19 protein-coding genes are annotated in these 26,231 nt (G+C 62.1%); 8 read left to right on the plus strand and 11 right to left on the minus strand.

Going from position 1 to position 26,231, the window contains the following annotated elements; all coding sequences use genetic code 11:
• Positions 1-19: 19 nt before the first annotated feature.
• The gene (locus ACIPZC_RS13085; protein WP_039604425.1) at positions 20-292 is read right to left on the minus strand and encodes a hypothetical protein; all 273 of its coding nucleotides are present in this window, start codon (positions 290-292) and stop codon (positions 20-22) included.
• Positions 293-477: 185 nt separating this feature from the next.
• Between ACIPZC_RS13085 and ACIPZC_RS13090 the strand changes: the two genes are divergently transcribed.
• Positions 478-873: a transcriptional regulator gene (locus tag ACIPZC_RS13090; protein WP_241807210.1), complete on the plus strand. Its 396-nt coding sequence runs from the start codon at positions 478-480 to the stop codon at positions 871-873.
• A 105-nt stretch (positions 874-978) separates the two neighbouring features.
• The gene (locus ACIPZC_RS13095; RefSeq protein ID WP_241807209.1) at positions 979-1,905 is read left to right on the plus strand and encodes a DMT family transporter; all 927 of its coding nucleotides are present in this window, start codon (positions 979-981) and stop codon (positions 1,903-1,905) included.
• Between the two features lie 247 nt (positions 1,906-2,152).
• Here ACIPZC_RS13095 and ACIPZC_RS13100 read toward each other — a convergent pair whose 3' ends face one another.
• Positions 2,153-3,322, minus strand: coding sequence for an MFS transporter (locus ACIPZC_RS13100; RefSeq protein WP_400627343.1), 1,170 nt, complete (start codon positions 3,320-3,322; stop codon positions 2,153-2,155).
• 106 nt (positions 3,323-3,428) lie between these two features.
• Between ACIPZC_RS13100 and ACIPZC_RS13105 the strand changes: the two genes are divergently transcribed.
• Together ACIPZC_RS13105 and ACIPZC_RS13110 are read left to right on the plus strand one after the other, a co-directional pair.
• The gene (locus tag ACIPZC_RS13105; protein WP_400627345.1) at positions 3,429-4,322 is read left to right on the plus strand and encodes a LysR substrate-binding domain-containing protein; all 894 of its coding nucleotides are present in this window, start codon (positions 3,429-3,431) and stop codon (positions 4,320-4,322) included.
• 124 nt (positions 4,323-4,446) lie between these two features.
• Positions 4,447-4,575, plus strand: a complete 129-nt coding sequence (locus ACIPZC_RS13110) for a PA1414 family protein (protein WP_008090807.1) — start codon at positions 4,447-4,449, stop codon at positions 4,573-4,575.
• 146 nt (positions 4,576-4,721) lie between these two features.
• On the opposite strand, the gene ACIPZC_RS13115 is transcribed toward ACIPZC_RS13110, so the two are convergent.
• Together ACIPZC_RS13115 and speB are read right to left on the minus strand one after the other, a co-directional pair.
• Entirely contained in the window at positions 4,722-6,101 is a 1,380-nt protein-coding gene (locus tag ACIPZC_RS13115) for a sodium:solute symporter (RefSeq protein WP_400627348.1), read from the minus strand.
• Positions 6,102-6,234: 133 nt separating this feature from the next.
• Positions 6,235-7,185 (minus strand): agmatinase, encoded by a 951-nt coding sequence (gene speB, locus ACIPZC_RS13120; RefSeq protein ID WP_400627350.1) that lies wholly within the window; start codon positions 7,183-7,185, stop codon positions 6,235-6,237.
• Between the two features lie 224 nt (positions 7,186-7,409).
• Here speB and ACIPZC_RS13125 point away from each other — a divergent pair, with 224 nt between their 5' ends.
• The 3 genes from ACIPZC_RS13125 to ACIPZC_RS13135 all read left to right on the plus strand — a co-directional run bounded on the left by ACIPZC_RS13125 (position 7,410) and on the right by ACIPZC_RS13135 (position 10,680).
• Positions 7,410-8,303, plus strand: coding sequence for a LysR family transcriptional regulator (locus ACIPZC_RS13125; RefSeq protein WP_241804681.1), 894 nt, complete (start codon positions 7,410-7,412; stop codon positions 8,301-8,303).
• 137 nt (positions 8,304-8,440) lie between these two features.
• The gene (locus tag ACIPZC_RS13130; RefSeq protein WP_241804680.1) at positions 8,441-10,006 is read left to right on the plus strand and encodes a PAS domain-containing methyl-accepting chemotaxis protein; all 1,566 of its coding nucleotides are present in this window, start codon (positions 8,441-8,443) and stop codon (positions 10,004-10,006) included.
• 74 nt (positions 10,007-10,080) lie between these two features.
• Positions 10,081-10,680: a tRNA-uridine aminocarboxypropyltransferase gene (locus ACIPZC_RS13135; RefSeq protein WP_400627352.1), complete on the plus strand. Its 600-nt coding sequence runs from the start codon at positions 10,081-10,083 to the stop codon at positions 10,678-10,680.
• Between the two features lie 121 nt (positions 10,681-10,801).
• Here ACIPZC_RS13135 and ACIPZC_RS13140 read toward each other — a convergent pair whose 3' ends face one another.
• From ACIPZC_RS13140 to ACIPZC_RS13150, 3 genes are all read right to left on the minus strand, one after another.
• The gene (locus ACIPZC_RS13140; protein ID WP_400627354.1) at positions 10,802-12,157 is read right to left on the minus strand and encodes an HlyD family type I secretion periplasmic adaptor subunit; all 1,356 of its coding nucleotides are present in this window, start codon (positions 12,155-12,157) and stop codon (positions 10,802-10,804) included.
• A 9-nt stretch (positions 12,158-12,166) separates the two neighbouring features.
• Entirely contained in the window at positions 12,167-14,302 is a 2,136-nt protein-coding gene (locus tag ACIPZC_RS13145; protein ID WP_400627588.1) for a type I secretion system permease/ATPase, read from the minus strand.
• 78 nt (positions 14,303-14,380) lie between these two features.
• Positions 14,381-15,754, minus strand: a complete 1,374-nt coding sequence (locus ACIPZC_RS13150) for a TolC family outer membrane protein (protein WP_241804676.1) — start codon at positions 15,752-15,754, stop codon at positions 14,381-14,383.
• Positions 15,755-16,224: 470 nt separating this feature from the next.
• Between ACIPZC_RS13150 and ACIPZC_RS13155 the strand changes: the two genes are divergently transcribed.
• Entirely contained in the window at positions 16,225-23,829 is a 7,605-nt protein-coding gene (locus ACIPZC_RS13155; protein WP_400627356.1) for a retention module-containing protein, read from the plus strand.
• 131 nt (positions 23,830-23,960) lie between these two features.
• On the opposite strand, the gene ACIPZC_RS13160 is transcribed toward ACIPZC_RS13155, so the two are convergent.
• From ACIPZC_RS13160 to ACIPZC_RS13175, 4 genes are all read right to left on the minus strand, one after another.
• Complete coding sequence (locus ACIPZC_RS13160; protein ID WP_400627358.1) at positions 23,961-24,218, minus strand: PAAR domain-containing protein; 258 nt, start codon at positions 24,216-24,218, stop codon at positions 23,961-23,963.
• A complete protein-coding gene (locus ACIPZC_RS13165) occupies positions 24,215-25,018 on the minus strand; it encodes a DUF6708 domain-containing protein (RefSeq protein ID WP_400627360.1) in 804 nt (267 codons plus the stop codon). The genes ACIPZC_RS13160 and ACIPZC_RS13165 overlap by 4 nt, the downstream gene beginning before the upstream one ends.
• Positions 25,019-25,131: 113 nt before the next feature.
• A complete protein-coding gene (locus ACIPZC_RS13170) occupies positions 25,132-25,392 on the minus strand; it encodes a PAAR domain-containing protein (RefSeq protein WP_241804672.1) in 261 nt (86 codons plus the stop codon).
• Positions 25,389-26,192 carry a DUF6708 domain-containing protein gene (locus tag ACIPZC_RS13175; protein ID WP_400627362.1) on the minus strand — a complete coding sequence of 268 codons (804 nt, stop codon included), beginning with the start codon at positions 26,190-26,192 and terminating at the stop codon, positions 25,389-25,391. The genes ACIPZC_RS13170 and ACIPZC_RS13175 overlap by 4 nt, the downstream gene beginning before the upstream one ends.
• Positions 26,193-26,231: the final 39 nt, after the last annotated feature.

Genomic DNA, 26,231 nt, shown 5'->3' on the forward strand with positions numbered 1-26,231 from the left:
TGCGCCAGCAGCCCTGCTGTCAATCCGCTTTCTTTTCCGCCTCTTTCAATTCCTTGATCCGCTTGTCGATCAGCTGACACTTGTCGGGCAGGTCCTTGCTCGCGGTGCCCAGCTCCATCCCTTGGAGCTCATCATTGATCTCCTTCGCTTTCTGCGGGTTTTGTTCGGTCAACTGGCTCACCAGCCCTGCCAGTTCCTCACGTTTCTGGGTAGCCTCTTCCGGTGTGCAGGCCCAGGCGGGCAGGGCGCAGAACACGGCAGTCGCACAGGCGATGCGCAGCAGCGGTTTCATCCTTTATACCTCCGGCGGTGGTTGTGCTCGGTGGAGAGCTTGTGCGGCCCGGAAGTTCAGCGTCCGTGACGGGCGGCCGTGCCGGCAAATCTGGCTACCCCTGTGCCGAGAACATTGGAACGTACTCAAACCCCGGCTGGTCCCAACCTGTGTACTCCATTCGTACATCGCATGAGGCCATAGCCATGAGCATCACCTACGACTGGGACTTGATCGAGCGTTTGTTGCACGAGGTGCAGAACGGCGCCGGTCATAGTTTTACACCACGCCCCTATGCCGAGCAGCACGCTGCGGCGATCGCCTGCGAAGGTCAGCAAGTCACCGATGTGGATCAACTCAAGACCCGTGCCTGCGAGTACGAGAAGCTGCTGTTCGAGCGCGGCTTCATCGAAAGCCGGCCGCCGGAAGAGGGTGGTAACGGCGAGAACTTCGTGCTGACCGAACGTGGTTCGCGGCTGATGAGCCTGATCGACAGCAGCATCCCGGGCTTCGAGCACCCCCGCCAGGTGCTCGATGAACAGGAGGATGCGCTGGACGAAACCACCTTCGAGCAGGTGTCGGCGAAGGCACAGATCGCTTGAGGTCGTATTGAGGCTGGCAAGGCCTGCTCGGAAAAACCGATAATCGGCAGTTCCTGAATACTGCCGAGCCTTGCCCATGCCATCGATCACCCAAGAGGTCCGCCCATGAGTGCGGCCCGCAAGAATCCCGATGCGTTTGCCTTTCAGGTCATGCTGGGGCTGTGCCTGATCTGGGGTTGCCAACAGGTATTGATCAAATCTGCTGCGGTTGATATTGCGCCGGTGATGCAGGCTGCACTGCGTAACGGCCTTGCCGCCGTGCTGGTTGGCTTGATGATCTGCTGGCGCGGCGGCTGGGGGCAGGTGGGGAGTACTTGGCGAGGCGGGCTGCTGGCCGGCGGTTTGTTTGGCCTGGAGTTCCTGTTCATCGCCGAGGGGCTGAAGCTGACATCCGCGGCGCATATGTCAGTGTTTCTCTATACCGCACCGGTGTTCACGGCACTTGGGCTGCACCTGATGCTGCCCAGCGAGCGGCTGCGCCTGTTGCAGTGGCTGGGCATCGTCTTGGCGTTCGGCGGCATCGCTACCGCATTTGCCGGGGGGCTGTCGTTCGAGGAGATGGACGGGCGCATGCTGCTCGGCGATGCATTCGGTGTCCTGGCCGGTTTGGCTTGGGGGGCAACGACGGTGGTGGTACGGGGTTCGCGATTGTCTGAGGCGCCTGCGACGTTGACGCTGTTCTATCAGCTGGCGGTGGGGTTTGTCGGGTTGGTGCTGATCGCCTTGCTTAGCGGGCAGATCGACAAGGTCGTGTGGACGCCTTTGGCGGTCGGCAGCGTGCTGTTCCAGGGTATTGTGGTTTCTTTCGTCAGCTACCTGACGTGGTTCTGGTTGCTGCGTAAGTACCTGGCTTCGAATCTGGCGGTGTTTTCCTTCATTACCCCGTTGTTTGGGGTGACATTTGGCGTGCTGTTGCTGGATGAACCGCTGAGCGTGAATTTTGTGCTTGGGGCAGTGATGGTTTTGCTCGGCGTGGTGCTGGTCAGTGCCGAGCCTTGGGTGAAGCAGCAGTTGCGCAGGTTTGTGGGATAGGCGTCGTCTTTGCTGTACGTGCCGACCGGATCGGTAATCATCCGATCGCGCTCGACCAGATTAGCGTGGCTTTGGGGCCGCTATGCGGCCCATCGCCGGCAAGCCGGCTCCCACCTCCGTCCGCGCAGTTCTTCAGGCCTACGCTTCACCTGTGGCAGCAACTGTCTTACTCAACTTCTAAAAGCTGGCGCGATCCCATGTGGCCGGCTTGCCGGCGATAGGGCCGGTACTGATCAGCCTCGATCCATCAGGCAACCCGTCCCGCAATCTGGCAGTCCCGGTTGTGGCGTGTGCCCGTAAGCACCAACACCCCCGCCAGCCCCAACCCAGCCGCCGCCGTTGCCAGCGCCGGCTGCAAGCCCCCGCTGTAATGGTTGCTCAACGCCGCCAGCAACGGGCCGCTCAACTGTCCCAGCGCAAAGCACGCAGTCAGCAGCCCGGCATTGCGCTGCGTGGCATGGGGCGCCAGCTCCCGCGAGCGTTGCATCACCAGCTGCATGCATGCCAGAAACGGCGTACCGCAGAGCACCACGCCCAAGGCCAAGCCAAGGCCGCCGCCCATCAGGCAGGCCAGTACGCCAAGGCCTTGCAGCCACAAGGTCGCTGTCAGCCAGGCCGAAGTGCGGCCGGCGCGTCGCACACTCACCAGCACCACGCCCAACGCCGCCGCCACACCAAACCCCGGCCAGAACAGGTCCGCCATCCAGTTGCCTTGGAACTGTTGGTTGGCCATTTGCGCCAGGAACGTGGCCGGCAGGATGTAGCCCACGCCATACAAGCCATACACCAGGCCAAGGCGGCCAATGCCAACGCTGCGTGTCGCCCCTCCTTGCACCGTGCTCGGCACCCCAGCGGGTGCCTGAGCGCGAGGCAGCCAAGGGCGCACCGCCAGTAACATGACCAGCGCGGCAACGCTATACACCAGCCACAACGCCGCGGAGCTCAGCCCAAGCGAATGAGCGACCAGTGCCAGCAGGCCGGTCACGGCGATGCCCAGCCCAGGCCCGGCGAACACCAGGGCGCCAAGGCGCGGACGATTGTTGGCGTTGGCCAGTTGCTGGCTGAGGCTGGTGATCATCACCAGCACCCAGGCACTGGCTACGCCCGTACCGAAACGCAGCAGCAGGTGGCTCCAGAACCCGTCCGCAGCCCAGGATGCCAGGGTCAGCACCACACAGAGCCACAGCCCGCCATGCAGGCACAGCCTGACCTGGGCGGGGGTGCGGGCGACCATGGCATACGCCGCACCAACGAAATAGCCCAGGTAGTTGGCTGCTGCGACAAGCCCGGCGCCGGTCAGGTCGAACTGGCCTTCGGCGATCAGTTGCGGCAGTTGCGGGGTGAGAGCGAAGCGGCCGATGCCCATGGCCATCATCAGCGCCACGGCGCTGGCCAACAGTTGTACGAATGGCGACATGTGAACACTCCCGCAAGGCTGTAAACGATGAAGGGGAGGTTAGGGCGCTTTTATTTTCAATAAAATTGAATAATGATGATGAAGTTGTTCTGTTTTGGAGAATGTCATGGAGTTCAGCCAGCTGCGTATCTTCCAGGCGGTCGCTGAGGAAGGTTCCATCACCCGCGCCGCCGAGCGCTTGCACCGGGTGCCGTCGAACCTTTCGACGCGCTTGCGCCAACTCGAAGAGCAACTGGGCGTGGAGCTGTTCTTGCGTGAGCGCCAGCGCCTGCAGTTGTCACCCGCCGGCAAGGTGCTGCTGGATTACGCCAACCGTCTGGCGGCGCTGCGGGACGAAGCCATGGCCGCCGTGCAGGGCGGGCAGCCGGCCGGCGATTTCATCCTGGGTACCATGTACAGCACGGCTGCCATTCACCTGCCAGCGTTGTTGGCGCGTTACCACCAGGCCTATCCGGCCGTTAACCTGCAGGTGCAGGCTGCCCCCAGTGGCGAGTTGCTCGAGGGGTTGCTCAGCCACCGCCTGGACGCCGCCCTGGTGGACGGGCCGCCCAGCCTGGCGGGGCTGGATGGTGTGCCCTTGTGCGAAGAAGAACTGGTACTGATCACCAGCCCCGAACACCCACCGGTGCACAGCGCCAGCGATGTGGCGGGCAAGGCGGTGTTCACATTTCGTCAGGGGTGCTCCTACCGGATGCGCCTGGAGGCGTGGTATGCCCATGCCCATACGCCGATGGGGCGGGTAATGGAAATCGAGTCTTATCAGAGCATGCTGGCTTGTGTGATAGCCGGCGCGGGCGTGGCGCTGATGGCGCAGTCGATGCTCGACAGCCTGCCGGGGCGGGACCGCGTGCAGGTCCACCGGCTGCAGGCGCCGTTCGATCAGGCGGTGACCTGGCTGATGTGGCGGCAGGGGATGCGTGGGGCGAATTTGCAGGCGTGGATCGATTTGCAACAAAGCGAAACGATTAACCAACCGTCGGAATCCACCGTTTCCGCTTGATCCGCGTCAAACTTGCCCCTATCTGTAACCACAAGGGCATGCGTAATACAGGACATCGGACTATGATCTGTATGAAACATCGTAGGATTGATTGACCGAGAGGCTGACCCGTCAAGGGGGCACTATGAAAAACCAAATGTTCAACTGGCTCCACGACTTGGCTGTCGCCCTGGGGCTGATACCACCACCTCTACAGCCGGTGCCGATCCCGACTGATGAAGAGCAGCGCAGGCGCCAGCCGCGTCGTCGCTGAACACAACGAGGCCGCGATATCAGTGATGATGGCGCGGCTTTTTTCGTTGTTGCCCGGATGCATGCTTTGATTTTGCGCTTGCTTGGAACCGAGCGCTGCCTGCGCGGCACTCGATCCCATAGGCGTTGTTAAGGCCTGCGCCATCCTCAAGCCAGCGTCGCCACTCCCACCGGTTTGCGCGACAGCAGGCTGACCAGCACGAAGCTCACCAGGCCAACCGCCAGGCTGTAGTAGATCGGCGTATTGGCGTCCAGCCCATCCTTGAACATGAACAACAGCGCCGTGGCAAAGCCCAGCGTCATGCTGGCGATGGCCCCTGCGGTGGTCGCACGTTTCCAGAAGATCGCCCCGATCAGCGGGATCAGCATTCCGCCGACCAGCAGGTTATAGGCCAGGGTCAGTGCGCTGATCACATCGTTCACCGCCAGCGCGATGCCCAGCACCACCAAGCCGGTGAGCAGGGTGAACAGGCGGCTGACACCCAGGCTCGATTGCTTGCCGCCACGCAATTTAGGCAGCAGGTCTTCGGTAATGGTGGTCGAGGCGGCCAGCAGACCGGCACTGGCGGTCGACATCATCGCAGCCAGGGCAGCGGCCATCAGCAGGCCACGGATACCATCAGGCAACTGGCTCTTGATCATTTCGGCGAACGCGTTGTTCGGGTTGGCCAGGTCCGGCATCAGCACGTGCGCGGCCATGCCGATCAGGGCACAAGCCAGGCCATAGAGCACGCAGTACAGGCCTGCAGTGGTACCGGCACGTTGGCAGACCTTCTCGTCGCGGGCGGTGAATACCCGCTGCCAGATGTCCTGGCCAATCAGGATGCCGAAGAAGTAGATCAGGAAGTAGGTGATGATGGTGTCCCAGCCGATGGTGGTCCAGGCGAAGCTGGCCGCCGGCAGCTTGGCTACCAGGGTGTCCCAGCCACCAGCGTTGTACAGGCACACCGGCAGCAGGATGAACATCAGGCCCACGGTCTTGATCACGAACTGGACGATGTCGGTCAGGGTCAACGACCACATGCCGCCGATGGTCGAGTAGACCACCACCACCCCGCCGCCGAGCAGCAGCGACATCCAGAACGGCAAGTCCAGCAATACCTGCAGGACAGTCGCCATGGCCAGGGTCGAGGTGACGCCGATCATCAGCGCGTAGGCCAGCATGATTGCCGCACTGGCCTGGCGCGCCATGGGGTTGTAGCGCCGCTCCAGTACCTGGGTCACGGTGAAGATCTTCAGGCGCAGCAGCGGTTTGGCGAGGAACAGGTTGAGGGCGATGATGCCCAGGCCCAAGGCTGCGCATAGCCAGAAGCCGGAGATGCCGTGCACATAGCCAAGGCGTACGGTGCCGACGGTGGAGGCGCCGCCGAGCACGGTGGTGGCCATGGTGCCCATGTACAAGGTCGGGCCCAGGTTGCGCCCTGCCACCAGGTAGTCTTCGTGTGTTTTCGCGCGCCGCATGCCATACCAGCCCAGCCCGAGCATGCCGGCGGTATAGATCATTACAACAATGATGTCCAAGGCCATTGGGGGTCTCCCGATTATCTTTATTATGGCGAGATCGACCACTCAGGCGGCTTCACGGCGCCTGGCGGTCTTGTCTTGTGTTGGCGGGCCTCTGTGGCCCTCCCTCATGGCTCCTGCCGGGGTGCAACACGTTTCAGCGGCGCACGACGCCCGGTAGCACGCAGAGCATTTCGAACAGCAGGTTGGCACCGAGCAGCGAGGTGTTGCCGGTGGTGTCGTAAGGCGGGGAGACTTCGACAAGGTCACAGCCGATCAGGTCCAGGCCGTGGCAGCCGCGAATGATCTCCATCGCCTGGATGGTGGTCAAGCCGCCAATTTCCGGGGTACCGGTGCCAGGTGCCCAGGCCGGGTCGATACCGTCGATGTCGAAGGACAGGTACACCGGGCCGCCGCCGACTTTTTCACGTACTTCGGCCATCAGCGGTTCCAGTGACTTGTGCCAGCACTCTTCGGCCTGCACCACGCGAAAACCTTGGCGGCGGCTCCAGTTGAAGTCGTCGGCGGTATAGCCCTGGGCGCGCAGGCCGATCTGGACCACGCGGTCGCAATCGAGCAGGCCCTCTTCCACCGCGCGGCGGAAGGTGGTGCCGTGGGCGATTTTCTCGCCGAACATGTGGTCGTTGACGTCGGCGTGAGCGTCGATGTGCACCAGGCCAATCTTGCCGTGTTTCTTGTGCAGGGCGCGCAGGATCGGCAGGGTGATGGTGTGGTCGCCACCCAGCGTCATCGGGATGACGTTGTGCTCGACGATCTCGTCGTAGGCTTCTTCGATGATGCGCACGGCATCGAGCAGGTTGAAGGTGTTGATCGGCACGTCACCGATGTCGGCCACCGACAGCGAGTCGAACGGGGCGGCACCGGTGGCCATGTTGTACGGGCGGATCATCACCGATTCGGCGCGGATCTGCCGTGGCCCGAAGCGGGTGCCGGAGCGCAGCGAGGTGCCGATGTCCAGGGGTACGCCGATGAACGCGGCATCCAGGCCTTCAGCGCTTTGCAGGTGGGGTAGACGGAGCATGGTGGCGATGCCGCCGAAACGCGGCATTTCGTTGCCGCCCAGTGGTTGATGGAGAACTTTGTCCACGGTGGGCCTCATCAGTCGGTCGATTGTTTTGTTTGTTCGAACCTGTGCCGCCGCGCGCCTTGAAATACGGTCATGCCGGCGGGCAGGGACATTTCGGCCAAGTCTGCTGAAGGTAGTGCGTGGGAAAAATCGCTACCGGCAAATACTTACTTCAGGAATTTCTGAACTAAACGCCACCGTAGCGGGTAGACTGCGCGCAAACGACACTGCGGAACCGTTGCACCATGGCCTCGACCTTGCCTGACCTGAAACTGCTGCGCATCTTTGTCAGCGTGGTGCGCCACCAAGGCTTTGCCAATGCACAGCGCGATCTCAACCTGTCGACCTCGGCGATCAGTACCTACATGAGCCAGCTCGAAGGTGCCTTGGGCATCGTGCTGTGCCACCGGGGCCGTGGCGGCTTCAGCCTGACCAGCAAGGGCGAGCTGTTCCACCAGGAGACCTTGCGCCTGCTGGCGGAGCTCGATGGCTTCGAGCAATACGCCGCAGCGCTCAAGGGTGAGCTGCGCGGTACGCTCAACCTCGGGGTGATCGACTCAACCGTGGGCGACCGCGCGCTGCCTTTGGCTGAAGCGATCGGCGCCTACAGCCAGGAGCACCCGGCGGTGCACCTGCACCTTTCGGTGTCCAGCCCCTATGAGCTGCAACTGGGCGTGCAGGACAACCGCCTGGACCTGGCGATCGGGGCATTCTCCTCGCGCATGAGTGGCCTGGTTTACCAGCCGCTGTACCGCGAGCAGCATTGGTTGTACTGCAGCAGTCGCCACCCGTTGTTCGTCGAGCGGCGTATCCCCGAGCCGGTGGTGACCCAACAGCGCATGGTCGGGCGTGGTTACTGGAGCCAGGCGGAGTTGGCCCGGCACGGCTTCAAACACAGCGCGGCGACCGTCGAGAGTATGGAGGCGCAGCTGATTCTGATCCTGTCCGGTGCCTATATCGGCTACCTGCCCGAGCACTATGCCCAGGCTTGGGTCGACAAGGGCGACTTGCGTGTACTATCTCCGGCCACTTTCGGCTATCAAGCGCCATTTTCGTTGATCATCCGCCGCGGCCGCAGCCGGGAGCCCTTGATTCAGACCTTCCGCGATTTGCTCAAAAGCCAGCTCAATGTTGGCTGATGTACAAGGCGTTCTGGTCATTCCGTCGGGATGAGTAAATTTCCTACAAACCTGACCACTACGCTGATGGCGTTCTGCTAAACCTCTACTTGCTTTGATGATTTTCCCCTTCATCTATACAAGCAAGGACCGCCCAGATGCGCATGAATTTGCCCGTCACTGAGCATGAAAGAACCTTTTCCAGCGACCAGCGGCTGATCTCTACCACCGACCTGAACAGCCACATCACGTACTGCAACGACGCGTTCGTGGCGATAAGCGGGTTCACCTACGACGAGCTGGTGGGCCAGCCCCACAACCTAGTGCGTCACCCCGACATGCCACCGGCGGTTTTCGGGCATATGTGGGACACCCTCAAACAAGGTAAACCTTGGATGGGCGTGGTGAAGAACCGCGCCAAGAATGGTGATTTCTACTGGGTGAGTGCCTATGTCACCGCCATCTATGAGAATGGCCGCGTCAGCGGTTACGAGTCGGTGCGTTCGGTGCCCAGCCGTGAGCAGATCCGCCGCGCAGAGCGGCTGTATGCGCGCCTGCGCGCCGGGCGCCCGGCCGTACCCTGGGCCGCGCGGCTGGGGCGTGGCGTTGGCGATGGCTGGCCGCTGATCGGTGCAGGCCTGCTGTCGGCCGCTGGCTACCTCTGGTTACCGCCCTATGCAGCGCTGGGCGTACTGATGGCCAGTATGCTGTTGGCCTGGTACCTGATCGAACAGCGGCATAACCAGGCGATCCGCCGCACACTGGCCGAACATCCCAAGGCCTTCACCAGCCCGCTGGTAGCGCTGACGTACAGTGACAACCCGGGCCTGCATGGCCAGCTCGACCTGGCGATCATCAGCGAGGAAGCCAGGCTGCAGACCGCCCTGACGCGGCTGGTGGACGCCGGCGTCGGCGTGAAGTCGCGGGCCGCCCAGTCGGCCGACCTGTCCGATGCCCAGGCGCAGATGCTCGATCGCCAGCGCAGTGAGACCGATCAGTCGGCCACCGCCATTGCGCAAATGGCGGCAACCATTCAGGAAGTGACGCATAACGTGCAAAGCACCGCGCATGCGGCAGGCGATGCCGACCAGTTGGCGCAGCAGGGCAGCGAACTGGCCCAGCAGAGCCTCAAGGCGATGGGCAGCATGAGCGAGGCGGTCAGCGACATTGGCCAGGCGGTCAATGCCCTGGCTGAACAGACCCAGTCGATCGGCAGTGTGGTCGACACCATCACCTCGATTGCCGAACAGACCAATTTGCTGGCGCTCAATGCCGCGATCGAGGCGGCGCGGGCGGGTGAGCAGGGCAGGGGCTTTGCCGTGGTGGCTGATGAGGTGCGCTCGCTGGCGCAGCGCACGCGTACCTCGACCGAGGAGATCCACCAGATCATCGCCTCGCTGCGCGCTGGCGCCGAGCGGGCGGTGAGTACTGCCAGCCGTGGCGAACAGATTTCACGCGACAGCGTGCACAGTGTCGAGGCGGTGCAGTCGGCGCTGGCCGGGATTGCCCAGGCGGTCAGCCGTATCACGGGCATGAGCCAGCAGATGGCGACGGCGTCCGAGCAGCAAAGCCACGTGGCTGAAGACATCAACCAGCAGATCGTGCGCATCGCCCAGTTGTGTGACCAAACGGCGGGGCAGGCCAAGCAGGGGGCTGAGATCAGCCAGGACCTGGAGCGAATGGCGGAGTATCTGCACAGCCTGGCGGAGCGCTTCAACCGCTGATTACAGCCTCTCCCACAAGGATGTGGGGCTTTTCCTCAGGGCTGTGGCACACTGCGCCCGGTAAGGAGAAGCCGATGTCCAGACCCCGCTGCGAGCGCTGCCAGCGCCCGCTCGATCACTGCCTTTGCCCACTGATCCCCTCGCTCGACAGCCGCACCCGTGTGGTCCTGCTGCAGCACCCCAGTGAAACTTCGCACGCCCTGAACACCGCACGCCTGGCTGCGCTTGGGCTGGTCAATGCCGAGTTGCGCGTTGGCGAGGTGTTTGAAGACCTGGGTGATTTGCTGAGCGCACCGGGGTATCGGCCGGTGCTCTTGTTCCCAGGTGAGCAGGCCCAGGTGCTCGCCGCCTATGGCGATGCAGAGGGCAGGCCGCTCATGCTGATTGTCCCCGATGGCACCTGGCGCAAGGCCCGCAAGCTTTTGTACCTCAATCCACTGCTCGAAGCGTTGCCCAGGGTGACGCTGGCGCAGGTGTCGCCCTCGCGCTACCGCGTGCGCAAGGCGCCGGAGCCGGGAGCGGTGTCGACCATAGAGGCGGTGGTGCAGGCCTTGAATGTGCTGGAGCAGCCGGCGTGTTTCGATGCGTTGCTGCGCCCGTTCGAAGCGTTGATCGAAGGGCAGATCAGGGCGATGGGGACTGAGACGTTCCAAAGAAATCATGGTGAAGGCTGATAACGGCACTGGCGGGGGCTTTATCTGCCAACGATTGCAGGCGTTTTTTTAGCCTGTAGCCTCGTGCCAGGGCGGCTGTGCGCGGGAGACCTTAAGGTCTGCCGAGTTCCAGGCTCCCGGTTCACCGCTCCCGCAACGCCTCGGTCCGTGCTTTGAGCACCGGCTTGAGCAGATAATCCAGCACACTCTTCTGCCCGGTGATGATATCCACCGTGGCCACCATCCCGGGGATGATCAGCAGCGGCTTGTTGTCGCCGCCCAGGTGGTTCTTCTCGGTGCGTACCTGAATCAGGTAAAACGCATTGCCTTTGTCATCGGTCACGGTATCGGCACCGATCAGCTCGAGCTTGGCCTTCATGCCGCCATAAATGGTGTAGTCATACGCACTGAACTTCACCATCGCCGTTTGCCCCGGGTGCAGGAACGCCACGTCCTGTGGCCGCACCTTCGCCTCGATCAGCAGATTGTCCTCGATCGGCACGATCTCCACCAGGTCGCTGCCCGGCTGCACCACGCCGCCAATGGTGTTGACCTTGAGCATCTTGACGATACCTCGCACCGGCGACACCACGGTGGTGCGGTTGACCCGGTCGTCGATGGCGATGCTGGTGGCAGTGATCTTCGACAGCTCCGTGCGTTTGTCGTTGAGCTCTTTGGCGGCGTCGGAGCGAAAGGCGGCCTCTGATTCCTGGATCTTGCTCCTGATCTCAGCCACGGCTGCCTCGGCACGGGGGATGGCCAGGTTGGTGGCGTTGAGTTGGCCGCGGGCTTCCACGGTGCGTTGCTTGAGCCGCAGGATTTCCACCGGTGAGATGGCACCTTTGCTCACCAGGGGGGCCGACATGTCCAATTCCTGTTGCAGCAGGCCTACCGCCGAGCGGTACTGCTCGACCTTGGAACGGAACTCGGCCAATTCCTGGGTCTTCTGTCGCAACTGCTCGTTGAGGGTCTGCTTTTCACTGGCCAGGCGACGCTGGCGCGAGTCGTACAGCGACAGCTCGTCCTCGGCCACCTGGGGCGCCTTGGCCCGTACCTCCTCGGACAGCACGAAGGGCCGGCCTTCGGCTTCTGCTGACAGGCGCTCGACCTGGGCAGTCAAGGCATAGCGGTCAGCCTCGCTTTCGCCTTTGTTGGACTGGAACCGCGTGTCGTCCAGGCGCAGCAGGGTGGCGCCTTTGTCCACCATCTGGCCTTCGCGCACGAAGATCTCGGTGACGATGCCGCCTTCAAGGTTCTGCACCACCTGCACCTTGCTCGAAGGGATCGCCTTGCCCTCGCCGACCGTCACCTCGTCGAGCACTGCCAGGCTTGCCCAGATCACGGCCGCCAGCAGTAGCGCCGCCGCCAGCCATACGGTCAGGCGCGACAGGCGCGGGGAATCCTGCAGGGTGGCGCTGGCCAGCTCTGGCATGTAGTCGTGTTCGGTGCGCTTGTCGGCGCTGCTGTGGGTGCTGCGCACGCTGTGGCCGATGGGCATGTGAACCTCCTAGAGAGCTGCGCCGATGCGGCCCTTGCGCAGGGCATCGATGACCGCATCCTTGGGCCCGTCGGCGACGATCTTGCCGTTGTCCAGCACCAGCAGGCGGTCCACCAGGCTCAGCATCGAGGTGCGGTGGGTGACCAGCAGCAGGGTCTTGCCAGGCACCCAGTTCAGCAGGCGTTGGCGCAGTTGCTCTTCACTGCTGTTGTCCATGTGGCTGGTAGGTTCGTCGAGGATCAGGATGGGCGGCTCCAGCAGCAGCGCACGGGCCAGTAGCACGGCCTGGCGCTGCCCGCCAGAGAGCAGCTGGCCGCGTTCGCCCACCGGGCGGTCGAAACCCTGCGGGTGCTGGCGGGCCAGCTCGCTGACGCCGGTCAGCTCGGCCACTTCGAGCATGCGCGCATCGCTCACGTGGCGGGCACCGAGGGTGAGGTTGTCACGCAGGCTGCCGGCCAGCAGGGGCAGGTCATGGGCGACGTAGCCAAGCTGGCTGCGCAGGTCGGCGATGTCCAGTTGGCGCAGGTCGAGGTTATCCAGCAACACCTGGCCTTCTTCTGGGTGATGAAAGCCCATCAGTAGCCGGCCCAAGGTACTTTTGCCCGAGCCGCTGCGGCCAATGATGCCGATCCGCTCACCCGGCTTGATGGTCACATTGACATCCTGCAGTGCCGGGCCGATCTGTGCTGGGTAACGGAAGCTGACATGGCTGAGGGTCAGGCCGCCCTTGAGGGCGGTGTGTTCCAGGGCTTGCTGTTCGGCCTGGCGTTCTTGCGGCAGGGCCATCAGGGCATCGGTGCTGCGCATCGTCAGTTTCGCTTGCTGATAGCGGGTGATCAGCCCTGCGATCTGCCCGAGCGGTGCCAGTACTCGGCTACCGAGCATGTAGCTGGCGACCAGGGCGCCGACACTGAGGTTACCGGCGATGATGCTGTACACCCCGGCGACGATGGTGGCCATGCCGCAGAACTGTTGGATGAACAGCGTGCCGTTGCTCGCCAGCGACGACAGGTTGCGGGCGTGGGCGTCGAGCCGGGCGATGGCGCCATTGGTGTGTTCCCACTGGTACTGGCGCTCGCTCTGAGCACCGCAGGCCTTGAGGGTTTCCAGGCCACCGAGGGTTTCGATCAGCAATGCCTGGCGTACCGCACCGAGGCTGAGGCTTTTTTGCACGGTGTCGCGCAGGCGTGCCTGAATGAGCAGGGCAAAGCCCACCGCCAGCGGGAAGGCGATCAGCGGGATCAGTACCAGCCAGCCGCCCAGCAGGCCGATCACCAGTAGCATGAGGGCGACGAAGGGCAGGTCGATGATGCTGGTCAGGGTGACTGCGGTGAGGAATTCGCGCAGGCCCTGGAAGTCGTGGATGCTCTGGGCGAAGCCGCCGATGCTGGCAGGTTTGGCCTTCATCGCCATGCCGGTGATGCGTTCGAACAGGGCGGCGGAGAGGATCAGGTCGGTCTTCTTGCCGGCCTGGTCCAGCAGGTGGGCGCGGACCATGCGCAGCACCAGCTCGAAGGCGGTGCCGATGAACAGGCCAGCGACCAGCACCCACAGGGTCGACAGAGCCTGATTGGGTACTACGCGGTCGTAGGTCTGCATCACGAACAGCGGCACCATCAGGCCCAGCAGGTTGATCAGCAGGCTGGCCAGCAACGCATCGCCGTACAGCCAGCGGGAATGGCGCAATGTATCGCGGAACCAGGCCTCGACCCGCGGTAGCAGTGGCGAGCGGACCTCCTCCAGGGTATGACGGGGGCGTGCGAACAGGGCGTGGCCTGCGTAGGCCTGTTCCAGCGCCTCGCGCTCTACCCATTGTTCGCCGCCTTCAGCCTCGCAGGGCAGGATCAGCGCCCGGCCATCTTCGCCCCAGCGCTGCAGCACGGCGCTGCGGCCGTCTTTGAGCAACAGCAGCACCGGCAGGTTGAGCGGCGAAATGGCCTCCAGTTCACGCTGCAACACACGCCCTTGCAAACCGGCACGCGCCGCAGCGCGTGGCAGCAAATCCGCCCCCAGGCGTTGCTGGAACAGTGGCAGCCCACTGCTCAGGCTGGCGCGGCTGGCCGGCCTACCATGCAGGTGGCATAGGATCAGCAGGCCATCGAGCAGCGGGTCATCGATATCGGGGCGCGGTTGTGCGCTTTGCATACTGGTCACGATGAACTACTCCCGCCACGATGTTAGGGGGTGAGGTGCGGTACTGCGTGCCAGTTGCGTGCGACTGGCTCAGCGCATGTCAGGCAACCTGGCTTCGATGCGTACGTCGTTGTTGGCAATGGCCTCCGGCGGCAGCGAAATACGCTGTTTGCTCAACAGCTCACCCATGGTCGCCAGCACGCGATACATCGAGTACTCCTCGGTGTAACGCACCTCGGTGTAACGGCGGTTGGCGTTGTAGAGCTCATTCTCGCTGTCGAGCACATCGAGCAGGGTGCGTTGGCCCAGGCCGAACTGGTCCTGATAAGCGGCGCGCACACGCTGCGTCGTTTCTGCGTACTCGCGGGCGGTAGGGGTCTGCTTACGCGCGTTGTTCATGGCGTTCCAGGCCAGGCTGAGGTTTTCGGTCAGCTCGCGCAACGCGTTGTTGCGGATGTCCAGCGCCTGGTTGATCTTGTGTGCGTCGGACTGCAGGCGGGCCTTGTCGCTGCCGCCGCGGAACAGGTTGTAGCTGAGTTCTACGCCGGCCTGCCAGTCGTTGTTGCTGTGGCCTTTTTCACCACCGAGGTTGTTGTTGGCGCCGGTGGCCAGCACCGCGTCCAGGCGCGGGTAGAACGGTGATTTGGCCACTTCGTACTGCTGCTCGGCGGCGTTGACGTCGGCCTGGGCAGATTTCAGGTAGGGGTTGTTCTGGCGCATGCCTTCGCGCGCCTCGTCCAGCGTGCCCGGCATTTGCACCTTGACCGATTGCGGGCCTTCCAGCTCATCCGGCAGGCGGCCGACCACGCTGTAGAAATTGGCTTCGGCATCGGCCAGGTCGACCTCGGCGGTGTCCAGATTGTTTTCCGCCAGAGCCCGGCGTGCGCGGGACTGGTCAAGGTCGGCAGTGCTGCCCACGCCCCGCTCGCTACGCAGGCCTATCTGGTCGCTGACGCGCAAGTGCGCCTGCAGGTTGTTCTTTGCCAGGGTCACCAACTCGCGGCGTTTGAGCACTTCCAGGTACACCTCGATGGCGCGCAGGGCGACATCTTGGGCGACGGCCTGTGTGTAGTAGGCGCGGGAGGTCGCTACCGCCTCGGTACGCCCCACTTCGTTGGCGGTGTTGAAACCATCGAAGATCATTTGCCGAAGACGCAACTCCGACTGGGTGTAGTTCAGGGTTTCTTTGTTGTGGTTGCGCGTACCGTCAGGGTTCAGGCCGCGGGTGTTGAGGTTGTCCGAACGCTGCCTACCGTACCCGGCTACCAGGTCGACGGTTGGGTAGTAGCCGCCACGGGCGAATTTCACGTCCTCGTCGGCGGATAACCGGCTGTTACGGTTGGAGCTTATTTCCGGGTGGTAGTCCACGGCGCTCTGGACGGCCTCGGTGAGTGACATCGCCTGAACGTTGGCGCACGCCATGGCCAACAGAATTGCACTGGTGATGGGGTTGAAAACGCGCATGGGGTACTTCTCCCTGATCTCAAAATGGTCCTGCTATTCGCCAAAAAAATGACGATTTTTTTAGTTAAAACCGTTTCATGTTTGTAACAACAGAGCTAAGAACATTTAGCGCGCGAGCTAAGAAGATTTTTTCATAAGCCCTATGCGAAAAAAAACTTATGCGCTCTATCGAAACCAAGACATTGTTTTACCCAAGTGATTTGGGAAGCCGCTGTAGCCTGCGAGTTTCCTGCATCGCAAAGAGTTCCAGAGTTTTTATGGCTAAGGACGTGGGGTAGGTAGGTAAAAGCGGAATTTGGCGACAAAAATTTGGCATCAACTGATGGCAAATTCACATTGTTACTATCGCCAAATCAGTGACCTTCGCGCACGATTCTCACGGTTGAGACAATCGGACGGACGCGAAGCCGTTGACCTCCCTCTGCCATGTTGTTGGCTGTGTAGCCAATCGGTTAGGGAGGCGTGCGCTCATGGCTAAGTCAGTCGGTGTGGTCAGTAAGGTGGTGGGGCAGGTATTCGCCGTTGGCAGCGATGGCAGCCAGCGTCTTCTGATCGAGGGTGACCGCCTGTACGCGGGCGAGCAGCTGCAAACGGGTGTCGCCGGCGCCGTGGCTGTGCGCTTGGATAACGGCGCCGAGCTGACACTCGGCCGCGATAGCAGCCTTGTGATGACCCACGAACTCCTGGCTAACCAGCCAGCCCACGTTCAGGCGCAGGATGTTGCGCCGAGCCAGGCGCAATTGAGCGACGTCGAGCGTATTCAGCGGGCGATTGCCGCCGGCGACGACCCCAGTGTCAGCACTGAAGCGCCTGCCGCTGGTAATGGTGGCAACGGCGCGCCAGGGGCACTGGGCGGTGGCCACAGTTTTGTGATGCTTACCGAAGTGGCGGATCGGGTTGACCCGGTGGTGGGCTTCCCCACGGCTGGCTTCAATGGCATTCCTGAATTGGCCAACCGCTATGTGGGTGACGAATCTGGCGCTGACAACGCGGGCAACGCGGGCTTGCCGCCCAGTCCGCCGGAGCAGCCCAATCCACCCGTCACGCCGATCGATGAAGACCGCCCGGTAGAGCTTTCCGGGTTGGATGTGAGCCCTGGCGAGCTGACGCTGGATGAGGCCAGTCTGCTCCTGGGCTCGGCCAGCGACCCCGCAGCCCTGACCCAGCAAGGCAGCTTTACCGTGCTGGCGCCAGACGGGGTGTACAACCTCAGTGTGGGTGGCATCAACGTGGTGACGGCTGGTGTGGTCACCGGTGTTGGCCAATCGATAACCACAGGCCTGGGCAACACCCTGACCATCACCGGATATAACCCTGCCACGGGCGTGGTGAGCTACAGCTACACCCTGACCGGTGCCGAGCAGCACGTCGAGGGCGGGGGCAACAACTCCCACAGCGAACATCTCCCGGTACTGGTCAGCGACAGTGACGGCGATGTCGCCCAAGGGTCGCTGGACGTGGTCATCCGTGACGATGTGCCCCAAGCCGTGGATGACAGCAATGCGGTTGCGGCCACCGAACAGCACACCGAATTGACCGGGAATGTACTGGGCAATGACATACAGGGCGCCGACCGTGTGCCCGGTGGCCCGGTAATCGCCGGGACCTTCACCGGTACTTACGGCACCTTGGTGCTCGCCGCAGACGGTTCCTACACCTACACGCTGAACACCAGCGACCCGGACTTCAAGAACCTGGGTGGCGGCGGCCAGGGCGTGGAGAGTTTCAACTACACCATCAAGGACGCCGACGGCGACACCAGCAGCGCGACGTTGACGCTGAACGTGACCAACCTCAATGACCCGGTCTCGCTCGATGGCCTTGGCGTGCAGGGTGGCGAGCTGACGGTCTACGAAAAGAACCTGCAGGACGGCAGCGCACCCGATGCCGCCGCCCTGACCCAGCAGGGCACCTTCAAGATCACTGCACCAGACGGTTTGCAAAGCCTGAGCGTGGGTGGCATCAGTGTGGTCAGCGGTGGCGTGGTGGCGGGCTTCCCGCAGTCGATTGTCACGCCTGAAGGCAACACCCTGACCGTGACCGGGTATGACCCGGCGACGGGCGTGGTGAGCTACAGCTACACCCTCACGGGGGCAGAGCAGCATGCCGACGGCGCGGGCAGCAACTCACTGAGCGAGCACTTCCAAGTGATCGCCAAGGATGTCGATGGCAGCACGGCGACCGGCAGCCTGGATGTGACCATCCGTGACGATGTGCCCCAAGCCGTGGATGACAGCAATGCGGTTGCCGCCACCGAACAGCACACCGCACTGACCGGGAATGTACTGGGCAATGACATAAAGGGCGCCGACCGTGTGCCCGGTGGCCCGGTAATCGCCGGGACCTTCACCGGTACTTACGGCACCTTGGTGCTCGCCGCAGACGGTTCCTACACCTACACGCTGAACACCAGCGACCCGGACTTCAAGAACCTGGGTGGCGGCGGCCAGGGCGTGGAAAGTTTCAACTACACCATCAAGGACGCCGACGGCGACACCAGCAGCGCGACGTTGACGTTGAACGTGACCAACCTCAACGACCCCGTCTCGCTCGATGGCCTTGGCGTGCAGGGCGGCGAGCTGACGGTCTACGAAAAAAACCTGCAGGACGGCAGCGCACCTGATGCCGGCGCCCTGACCCAGCAGGGTACCTTCAAGATCACTGCACCAGACGGTTTGCAGAGCCTGAGCGTGGGTGGCATCAGCGTAGTCAGCGGTGGCGTGGTGACGGGCTTCCCGCAGTCGATTGTCACGCCTGAAGGCAACACCCTGACCGTGACCGGGTATGACCCGGCGACGGGCGTGGTGAGCTACAGCTATACCCTGACGGGTGCAGAGCAGCATGCCGACGGCGCGGGCAGCAACTCGCTGAGCGAGCACTTCCAAGTGATCGCCAAGGATGTCGATGGCAGCACCGCGACCGGCAGCCTGGATGTCAACATAGTCGACGATCTGCCTCAGGCTCATGACGATCACGCCGCCGTGGATAAAGGCGGTGTGGTGTACGGCAATGTGATGTACAACGACGTGGTCGGTGCCGATACACGCGGCGACGGCCAGCACGTGGTCGGCGTGCGTGCCGGCAGCGATACCTCTACGTCGGCTATCGGCCAGCTCAATACCCAGATCAACGGCCAGTACGGCTACCTGATCATCGATGCCCAGGGCAACGCGGAATACCACTCCAACCCCAGTGTCGTTTCTCCACGGGACGCTGTAGACACCTTCGTCTATACCATTCGCGACGCCGATGGCGACGAAAGCACCACGACCATAACCGTGAATGTGCACAATTCGTTGATGGCCTGCGAAGACCGTGACATCACGGTTTACGAGAAAGCCCTGGACCTGCAAAAGGACGGTAACGACCTGGCCGCCGGCAATGTCACGGGCAGCGACCCGGGTTCGAGCCAGGAAACCACATCCGGTACATTGGTCGGCTCAGCCAGCGGCGGAGTAGGTGCGCTCACCTACACACTGGTCGGAAATGCCGTAGGCCAGTACGGCCAGATTCAGCTCAACGCTGATGGCTCCTACACCTATACGCTGACTTCGCCGGCGAACTCCCCGAACCCTGCCAATGACGGCGCCAATACCGTGACCGAAACCTTCACCTACCAGGTGCAGGACTCCCTGGGCAATTCGACCACCAGCACCATCGTCATAACCGTCGTCGACGACGTGCCCACCGCCAACAGCGATTTTGTCAGCGTCTTCAAAGGCGACGTGGTGCGCGGCAACGTGATGCACAACGACGTGGTGGGCGCCGATACCCGCGGCGACGGCCAGTATGTGGTAGGTGTGCGTGCTGGCAGCGATACCTCCAGCTCGGCCATCGGCCAGCTCAACACGCAGGTGAACGGCCAGTACGGCTACCTGACCATCGATGCCTATGGCAACGCGGAATACCATTCCAACCCCGCTATCGCCTCGCCCCGGGATGCCATCGACACCTTCGTCTACACCATCCGTGACGCCGACGGTGACGAAAGCACCACGACCCTCACCGTCAATGTGCATAACGGTCTGATCGTCTGTGCTGACCGTGATGTGACCGTGTATGAAAACGCGCTGGACTTGCACAAGGACGGTAGCGACCTGGCGGCAGGTACGGTCACCGGCAGCAACCCTGGCTCGACCCACGAAACGGCGTCCGGCACGCTTACGGTCGGTGGGGTGGGCGCATTGACCTTTACCCTGGTGGGCAATGCCGTAGGCCAATACGGCCAGATCCAGCTGAACGCGGATGGCTCCTACACCTACACGCTTACCTCGCCCGCCAATTCGCCCACCCATGCCAACGATGGGGCGAATGCCGTGACCGAGACCTTCACCTACCAGGTGCAGGATTCGCTGGGCAATTCGGCCATCAATACCATCGTTATCACCATCGTCGACGACGTACCCACCGCCAACAGCGATTTCGTCAGCGTTGACAAAGGCGATGTGGTGCGCGGCAACGTCATGTACAACGACGTGGTCGGTGCTGACACCCGAGGCGATGGCCAGTATGTGGTCGGCGTGCGCGCCGGCAGCGATACTTCGACCTCTGCCATCGGCCAGCTCAACACCCAGGTCAATGGCCAGTTTGGCTACCTGACCATCGATGCCTACGGCAATGCCGAATACCACTCCAACCCCAACGTTGCCTCGCCGCGTGATGCCGTCGACACCTTCGTCTACACCCTCCGCGATGCCGACGGCGACGAAAGCACGACCACCCTCACCATCAACGTGCACAGTGCACTGATGACCTGTGAGGACCGCGATGTGACGGTGTACGAGAAGGCCCTGGACCTGCAAAAGGACGGCAACGATCTTGCGGCAGGCACGGTTACGGGGAGCGACCCCGGCTCGCCGCAGGAAACAGCTGCCGGCACCTTGGCCGGCTCCACCAGCGGCGGCGTTGGCGCGCTGACCTACACCTTGGTCGGCAACGCTGTAGGCCAATACGGGCAGATCCACCTGAACGCAGATGGGTCCTACACCTACACACTGACTTCACCGGCGAATTCGCCGACCCATGCCAACGATGGCGCGAATACCTTGACGGAAAGCTTCACCTACCAGGTGCAGGATTCCGCCGGCCATTCGACCACCAGCACCATCGTCATCACCATCGTCGACGACGTGCCCACCGCCAACAGCGACTTCGTCAGTGTGTACAAGGGCGACGTGGTGAGCGGCAACGTGATGTACAACGACGTGGTCGGTGCCGACACCCGTGGCGACGGCCAGTACGTGGTCGGCGTGCGCGCCGGCAGTGACACCTCCACGTCTGCCATCGGCCAGCTCAACAGCCAGGTGCATGGCCAGTATGGTTACCTGACCATCGATGCCCAGGGCAATGCCCAGTACCACTCCAACCCGGATGCCGTGGCACCGCGTGACGCGCTCGACACCTTCGTCTACACCATTCGCGATGGCGATGGCGACGAGAGCACCACGACCCTCACCATCAATGTGCACAACCCGGCGCTGCAGCCGTGCGGTGATGGAGGCGTGTGGGTGTACGAGAACGCCCTGGACCTGTACAAGGATGGCAACGACCTAGCGGCCGGCAGCGTCACTGGCAGTGACCCCAGCTCAACCCGCGAGACTGCGTCCGGCAGCCTGGTCGGGCAAGTCGCTGGTGGCGTGGGGGCGTTGACCTACACCCTGGTCGGCAATGCCGTCGGCCAATTCGGCCAGTTGCACCTGAACGCTGACGGCTCCTATACCTACACGCTGACCTCGCCGGCGAATTCGCCGACCCATGCCAACGACGGCGCCAATACCGTCAGTGAATCCTTCACCTACCGGGTGGAGGACACGGTGGGCAACTGGACCACCAGCACGGTCAAGATCACCGTCGTCGATGACGTCCCGCAGGCCCATTGCGACTTTGTCAGCGTGGCCAAAGGCGACGTCGTGCGCGGCAACGTGATGTACAACGACGTGGTCGGTGCCGACACGCTGGGCGACGGCGCCTACGTGGTCGGGGTGCGCGCCGGTCATGACACCTCCAGTTCGGCGGTTGGCCAGCTCGGCAGCCACGTCTACGGCCAATACGGCTACCTGACTCTCGATGCCCAAGGCAACGCGGAGTACCACGCCAACCCCAATGCCGTGGCGCCGCGCGACGCGATCGACACCTTCGTCTACACCCTGCGCGATGGCGACGGCGACGAAAGCACCGCCACCGTGACCATCAACGTGCACGACAAATCGCTGCACCCATGCGGCGATGGCGGCGTCACCGTGTTCGAGAAAGCCCTGGACCTCAACAAGGACGGCCATGACCTGGCGGCCGGTAGCGTCAATGGCAGTGACCCAGGTTCGCCAGCGGAAACCGCCTCCGGCAGCCTGGTCGGGCAGGTGGGGGGTGGAGTGGGGGCACTGACCTACACCTTGATCGGGCACGCCGTCGGCCAGTACGGCCAGATCCATCTGAACGCAGACGGTTCCTACACCTACACGCTGACCTCGCCAGCCAATTCCCAACCCCACGGCAACGATGGCGCCACTACCGTGAGCGAATCCTTCACCTACAGGGTCGAGGACACGGTGGGCAATTGGACCACCAGCACGGTCAACATCACCATCGTCGACGACGTTCCGCAGGCCCATTGCGACACCGTGAGTGTCAGCAAAGGCGATGAGGTGCGGGGCAACGTGCTGTACAACGACGCCATCGGTGCCGATCTGCCCGCTGACTGCGGCTACGTGGTGGGCGTGCGCGCCGGCCATGACACCTCCACCTCGGCCATCGGCCAGCTGGGCAGCCATGTGGCAGGCCAGTTCGGCTACCTCACCCTGGACGCCCAGGGCAACGCGGTCTACCACTCCGACCCGAACGTTGCTGCGCCGCGCGATGCCATCGACACGTTCGTCTACACCCTCCGCGATGGCGACGGCGACGAGAGCACCGCGACCATTACCATCAATGTGCACGACAGCTCGATGTCCGAATGTGCTGACGGCTATGGCAGGGCGCAGGGGCAGCGGGTGATCGATCGCGGCGCGTTCACCCTCGATGCCAGCAGCATGACTGCAGCGTTGGTGGTGCTCGGCTACCTCGGCGCCACAGGCGCGGCTGCGGCGCAAGGCAATGCCGAAGAGGTGATCAACGTCAGCCTGCGCAAGGGTGAGACCCTGCAGCTCGACCACGACCAGCACGGTGGCAACCTGGCGCTGGAGTGGAAGGACGCCGGCGGCAGTTACCAGCCCATTGCCGCCGGTGGCAGCTTCACGGCCAGCCATGACGGGGTGTACAGCATCCATGCCAGCGACCCGACGGGGGCGGGCAAGGCGGGCGAAAGCTACAAGCTGAGCCTGGTCGTGGACTATGCGCAGGCCGCGGCGCCGCACCTCAATGGCGGCAGTGAGCACTCCGCTGCGGGCCTTTCCAGCCCGGTCGACATCGCATCGCTACAGGCGCCTGCACCTGCCGGCGATGAGCACGACGGCCACACTGCCAACTACGCGCAGGCCAAGGCCGCGGTAACAATCGACCTGAACCATGAAGGGGCGCAGGACACCGGTGGTGCCGGTGTGGAGACCTTGAACGGCATCCACAACCTGGTCGGCTCGGACTACGGCGATACCCTCATCGGCAACAGCGCCGACAACGTGCTCGACGGCGGTGCGGGCAATGATGTGCTCAAGGGTGGGGGTGGCAACGACATCCTGATCGGCGGGCCGGGCAACGACAGCATGACCGGCGGCAACGGTAACGACACGTTCGTCTGGCAGAAAGGCGACACGGGGCATGACACCGTCACCGACTTCACCCCGGGCAGCGATAAGCTCGACCTGTCACAACTGCTGCAGGGGGAACACGGCACCGCTGCGTCATTGGACGACTACCTGCACTTCAAGGTCAGCGGCACAGGGGCCGATGTGGTCTCGACCATCGAGGTCAGCAGCGTGGCGGGGGCTGCGCCGGTACAGACCATCGACCTGGCTGGCGTAGACCTGGCTCAGCATTACGGGGTGTCGGCAGGGGCAGGGGGAGTGGTATCGGCGGGGCATGACACGGCGACCATCATCAACGGGATGCTGGATGACCATTCGTTGAAGGTGGATACGGTGTGAGGTGTCCGGACGTGCGTTAAACGGGCTGGCCTCATCGCGGGCAAGCCCGTTCGTACAGGGTTGCCGCTGGCCTGTAGGAGCGGGTTTTCCGCGATCAGGCCAGCACTGGCGACCCAAAACACCAAGCCCAATCACCCAACTAGCCAGTCACTATCGCCCTCGACCAGCATCCCATCGTGGTCCGTCCGATCGCCTTCGCGTGCGACCTCTTTGCCCTCGATCAGATAACTCGCCGAACCACCGGTGATCACCGCACCACAACTGATCCGGTCGCCCACTCGGGCTACGGCCTTGCCATTGAAGGTGTAGTCGGCGCTGCCTGTTTCCACTACGCCAATGCCATGTATCGGGCAATCATGGCGGTGACCCACCAGGACGACGGGATTCATGGGTGTTCTCCTTGGGCGGGGGCGGTGCGGGATTCCAGGTCCATTTCGGGGGGCCATTGAACTTTGGGGGCTAGACGATGAAATGGGTTGCGCAGATCATCACTGTTCCAGTCCGTAGGCGCGTGGGTAAATGCTGGGAGGGCGTCCGGGCCTTCCTGCATAAAAATTCTCGCAAGTGCCCAGAATTGTTTGCCCTGTTCAATATTGCCGGCGAAAAAAACGCGGTCGATCACTTCGTCGGTGCCGGGTTTGCGGACTGAGATCATGACTTTTTCAACTCGCCCACCGTATCCCATTGGGGCAGTAACACTATAGACTTCGGCAGTAAGCTGTTCCCAGTCGTAGGCGATAGGTTTAACGCCCCAGTTTTTCCGACCAAAGGGATGCAGTCGATCATGTCTGTATTGATAGAAATACACCCTCTGGCGGCGCCTGTTGAATCGAATAGGCTCGTTGCGAGGGTATGTAAGGTCCATGCGTATGTACGCAAATGTGATGAAGAAACAAATTGCATAAGTGGCTGCAATTGTGAGTAGTCCGCTAACGTCTGCTCTGGTGGGGGAGGTGAAATCGTCGTAGATGAAGTAAATGAGAATAATTAACCACGCGAGCATGAGTGAGCCGCCTACAATAGGGTTGTATCCTCTGAATTTGAATAGCGATCTCGGAAGCTCAATGTATATTGAGTCAACATGGCTTGGTGGTGCCAGAAATTCTTCTGTCACTGGGCGAAAATCTGAAGGGGTGGCTGGGTCGGGTAAGTCATATTTCCAGCCGAAAGCTCTTCTGGGCAAAATCATTTGTTAACTTCCTGTAGTTCAATTTCGACCTATGCACTTGGGATGTTGCGCTCTGGCCAATAGGTCAAACCTCATCGCGGGCAAGCGCGCTCGTAAAGGTTTGTCGCCGGCCTTTAGGGGCGGGCTTGCCCGCGATGAGGCCAGTAATGGCGACCCCCATCGTGGATCGTCTGATCTCCTTCGCATGCGACCGCTGTGCCCTTGATCAGATAACCCGCCGAACCATCGGTGATTACCTCACCACTACTGATCCGGCCGCCCACTCGGGCAACGGCCTTGCCATTGAAGGCGTAGTCGGCGCTACCTGTTTTCACTACGCCAATGCGATGTTTTGGACAGTCATGGCGGTGATCTACCAGGACGACGGGATTCATGGTTGTTCTCCTTGGCCGGGGGCGGTGCGGGATTCAAGATCCATTTCGGGGGGCCATTGGACTTTGGGGGCTAGGCGTTCGAACGGGTTGGAAAAGTCTTTTGTATTCCAGTCAACGGAGCTATGCACGAACGCTGGAATAGCTTCGATACCGTCCTGCATGAAAAGCTTCGCAAGCTCCCAGTACTGCTTCCCTTGTTCGAGATCACAGGAAAAAAATACCCGGTCGATTACCTCATCAGTTTCCGGGTTGCGAACTGATAACAGGATGTTTTCAATAAGTCCGCCGCCCCCCATGGGTCTGTAGATACGATAGACCTCTGCTGTAAGATCATCCCAGTTGTGAGCGACAGGTTTAACTCCCCAATTTCTTTTGCCTAAAGGGTTAAGTCGATCAAATCGGTACTGGTAGAAGTAGACCTTTCGACGAGCCCTGTTGAAGCGGATAGGTTCGTTGCACGGTGTTTCTATTTCCATTCTTATGTATGGGATTATGAGCCAATAACAAAAAAGGCATGTGGAAAGGGCGATTGCAGTCGTTTCCAAGGCTGTTTGTGACGGTGAGGCCAATGCTTCCAGGGTCGCCCAGCCTATTACGAAGAGGCTCAGTGGCGTCGTTATGATCCCTGTTAGAATCCAGTAGCCTCTGATTCTTATCGTCTTTCTGGTGAGCTCCATGTAGATACTACTCACATGGGTGGGTGCTATGTCCAGTTGAGCTGTGATGCCATCCGTTTTGGCTGGAATGTTTGGGCCGGGTAAGTTGTAAGCCCTACCTCGTGGGCAATAGACGTCTGGCATTAGATGTAATCCTGAATTGTGATCTCGGCGTAACTGTTC

It is taken from the genome of Pseudomonas sp. NPDC089743, from assembly GCF_044748785.1.
GTDB classification, from domain to species: domain Bacteria; phylum Pseudomonadota; class Gammaproteobacteria; order Pseudomonadales; family Pseudomonadaceae; genus Aquipseudomonas; species Aquipseudomonas putida_X.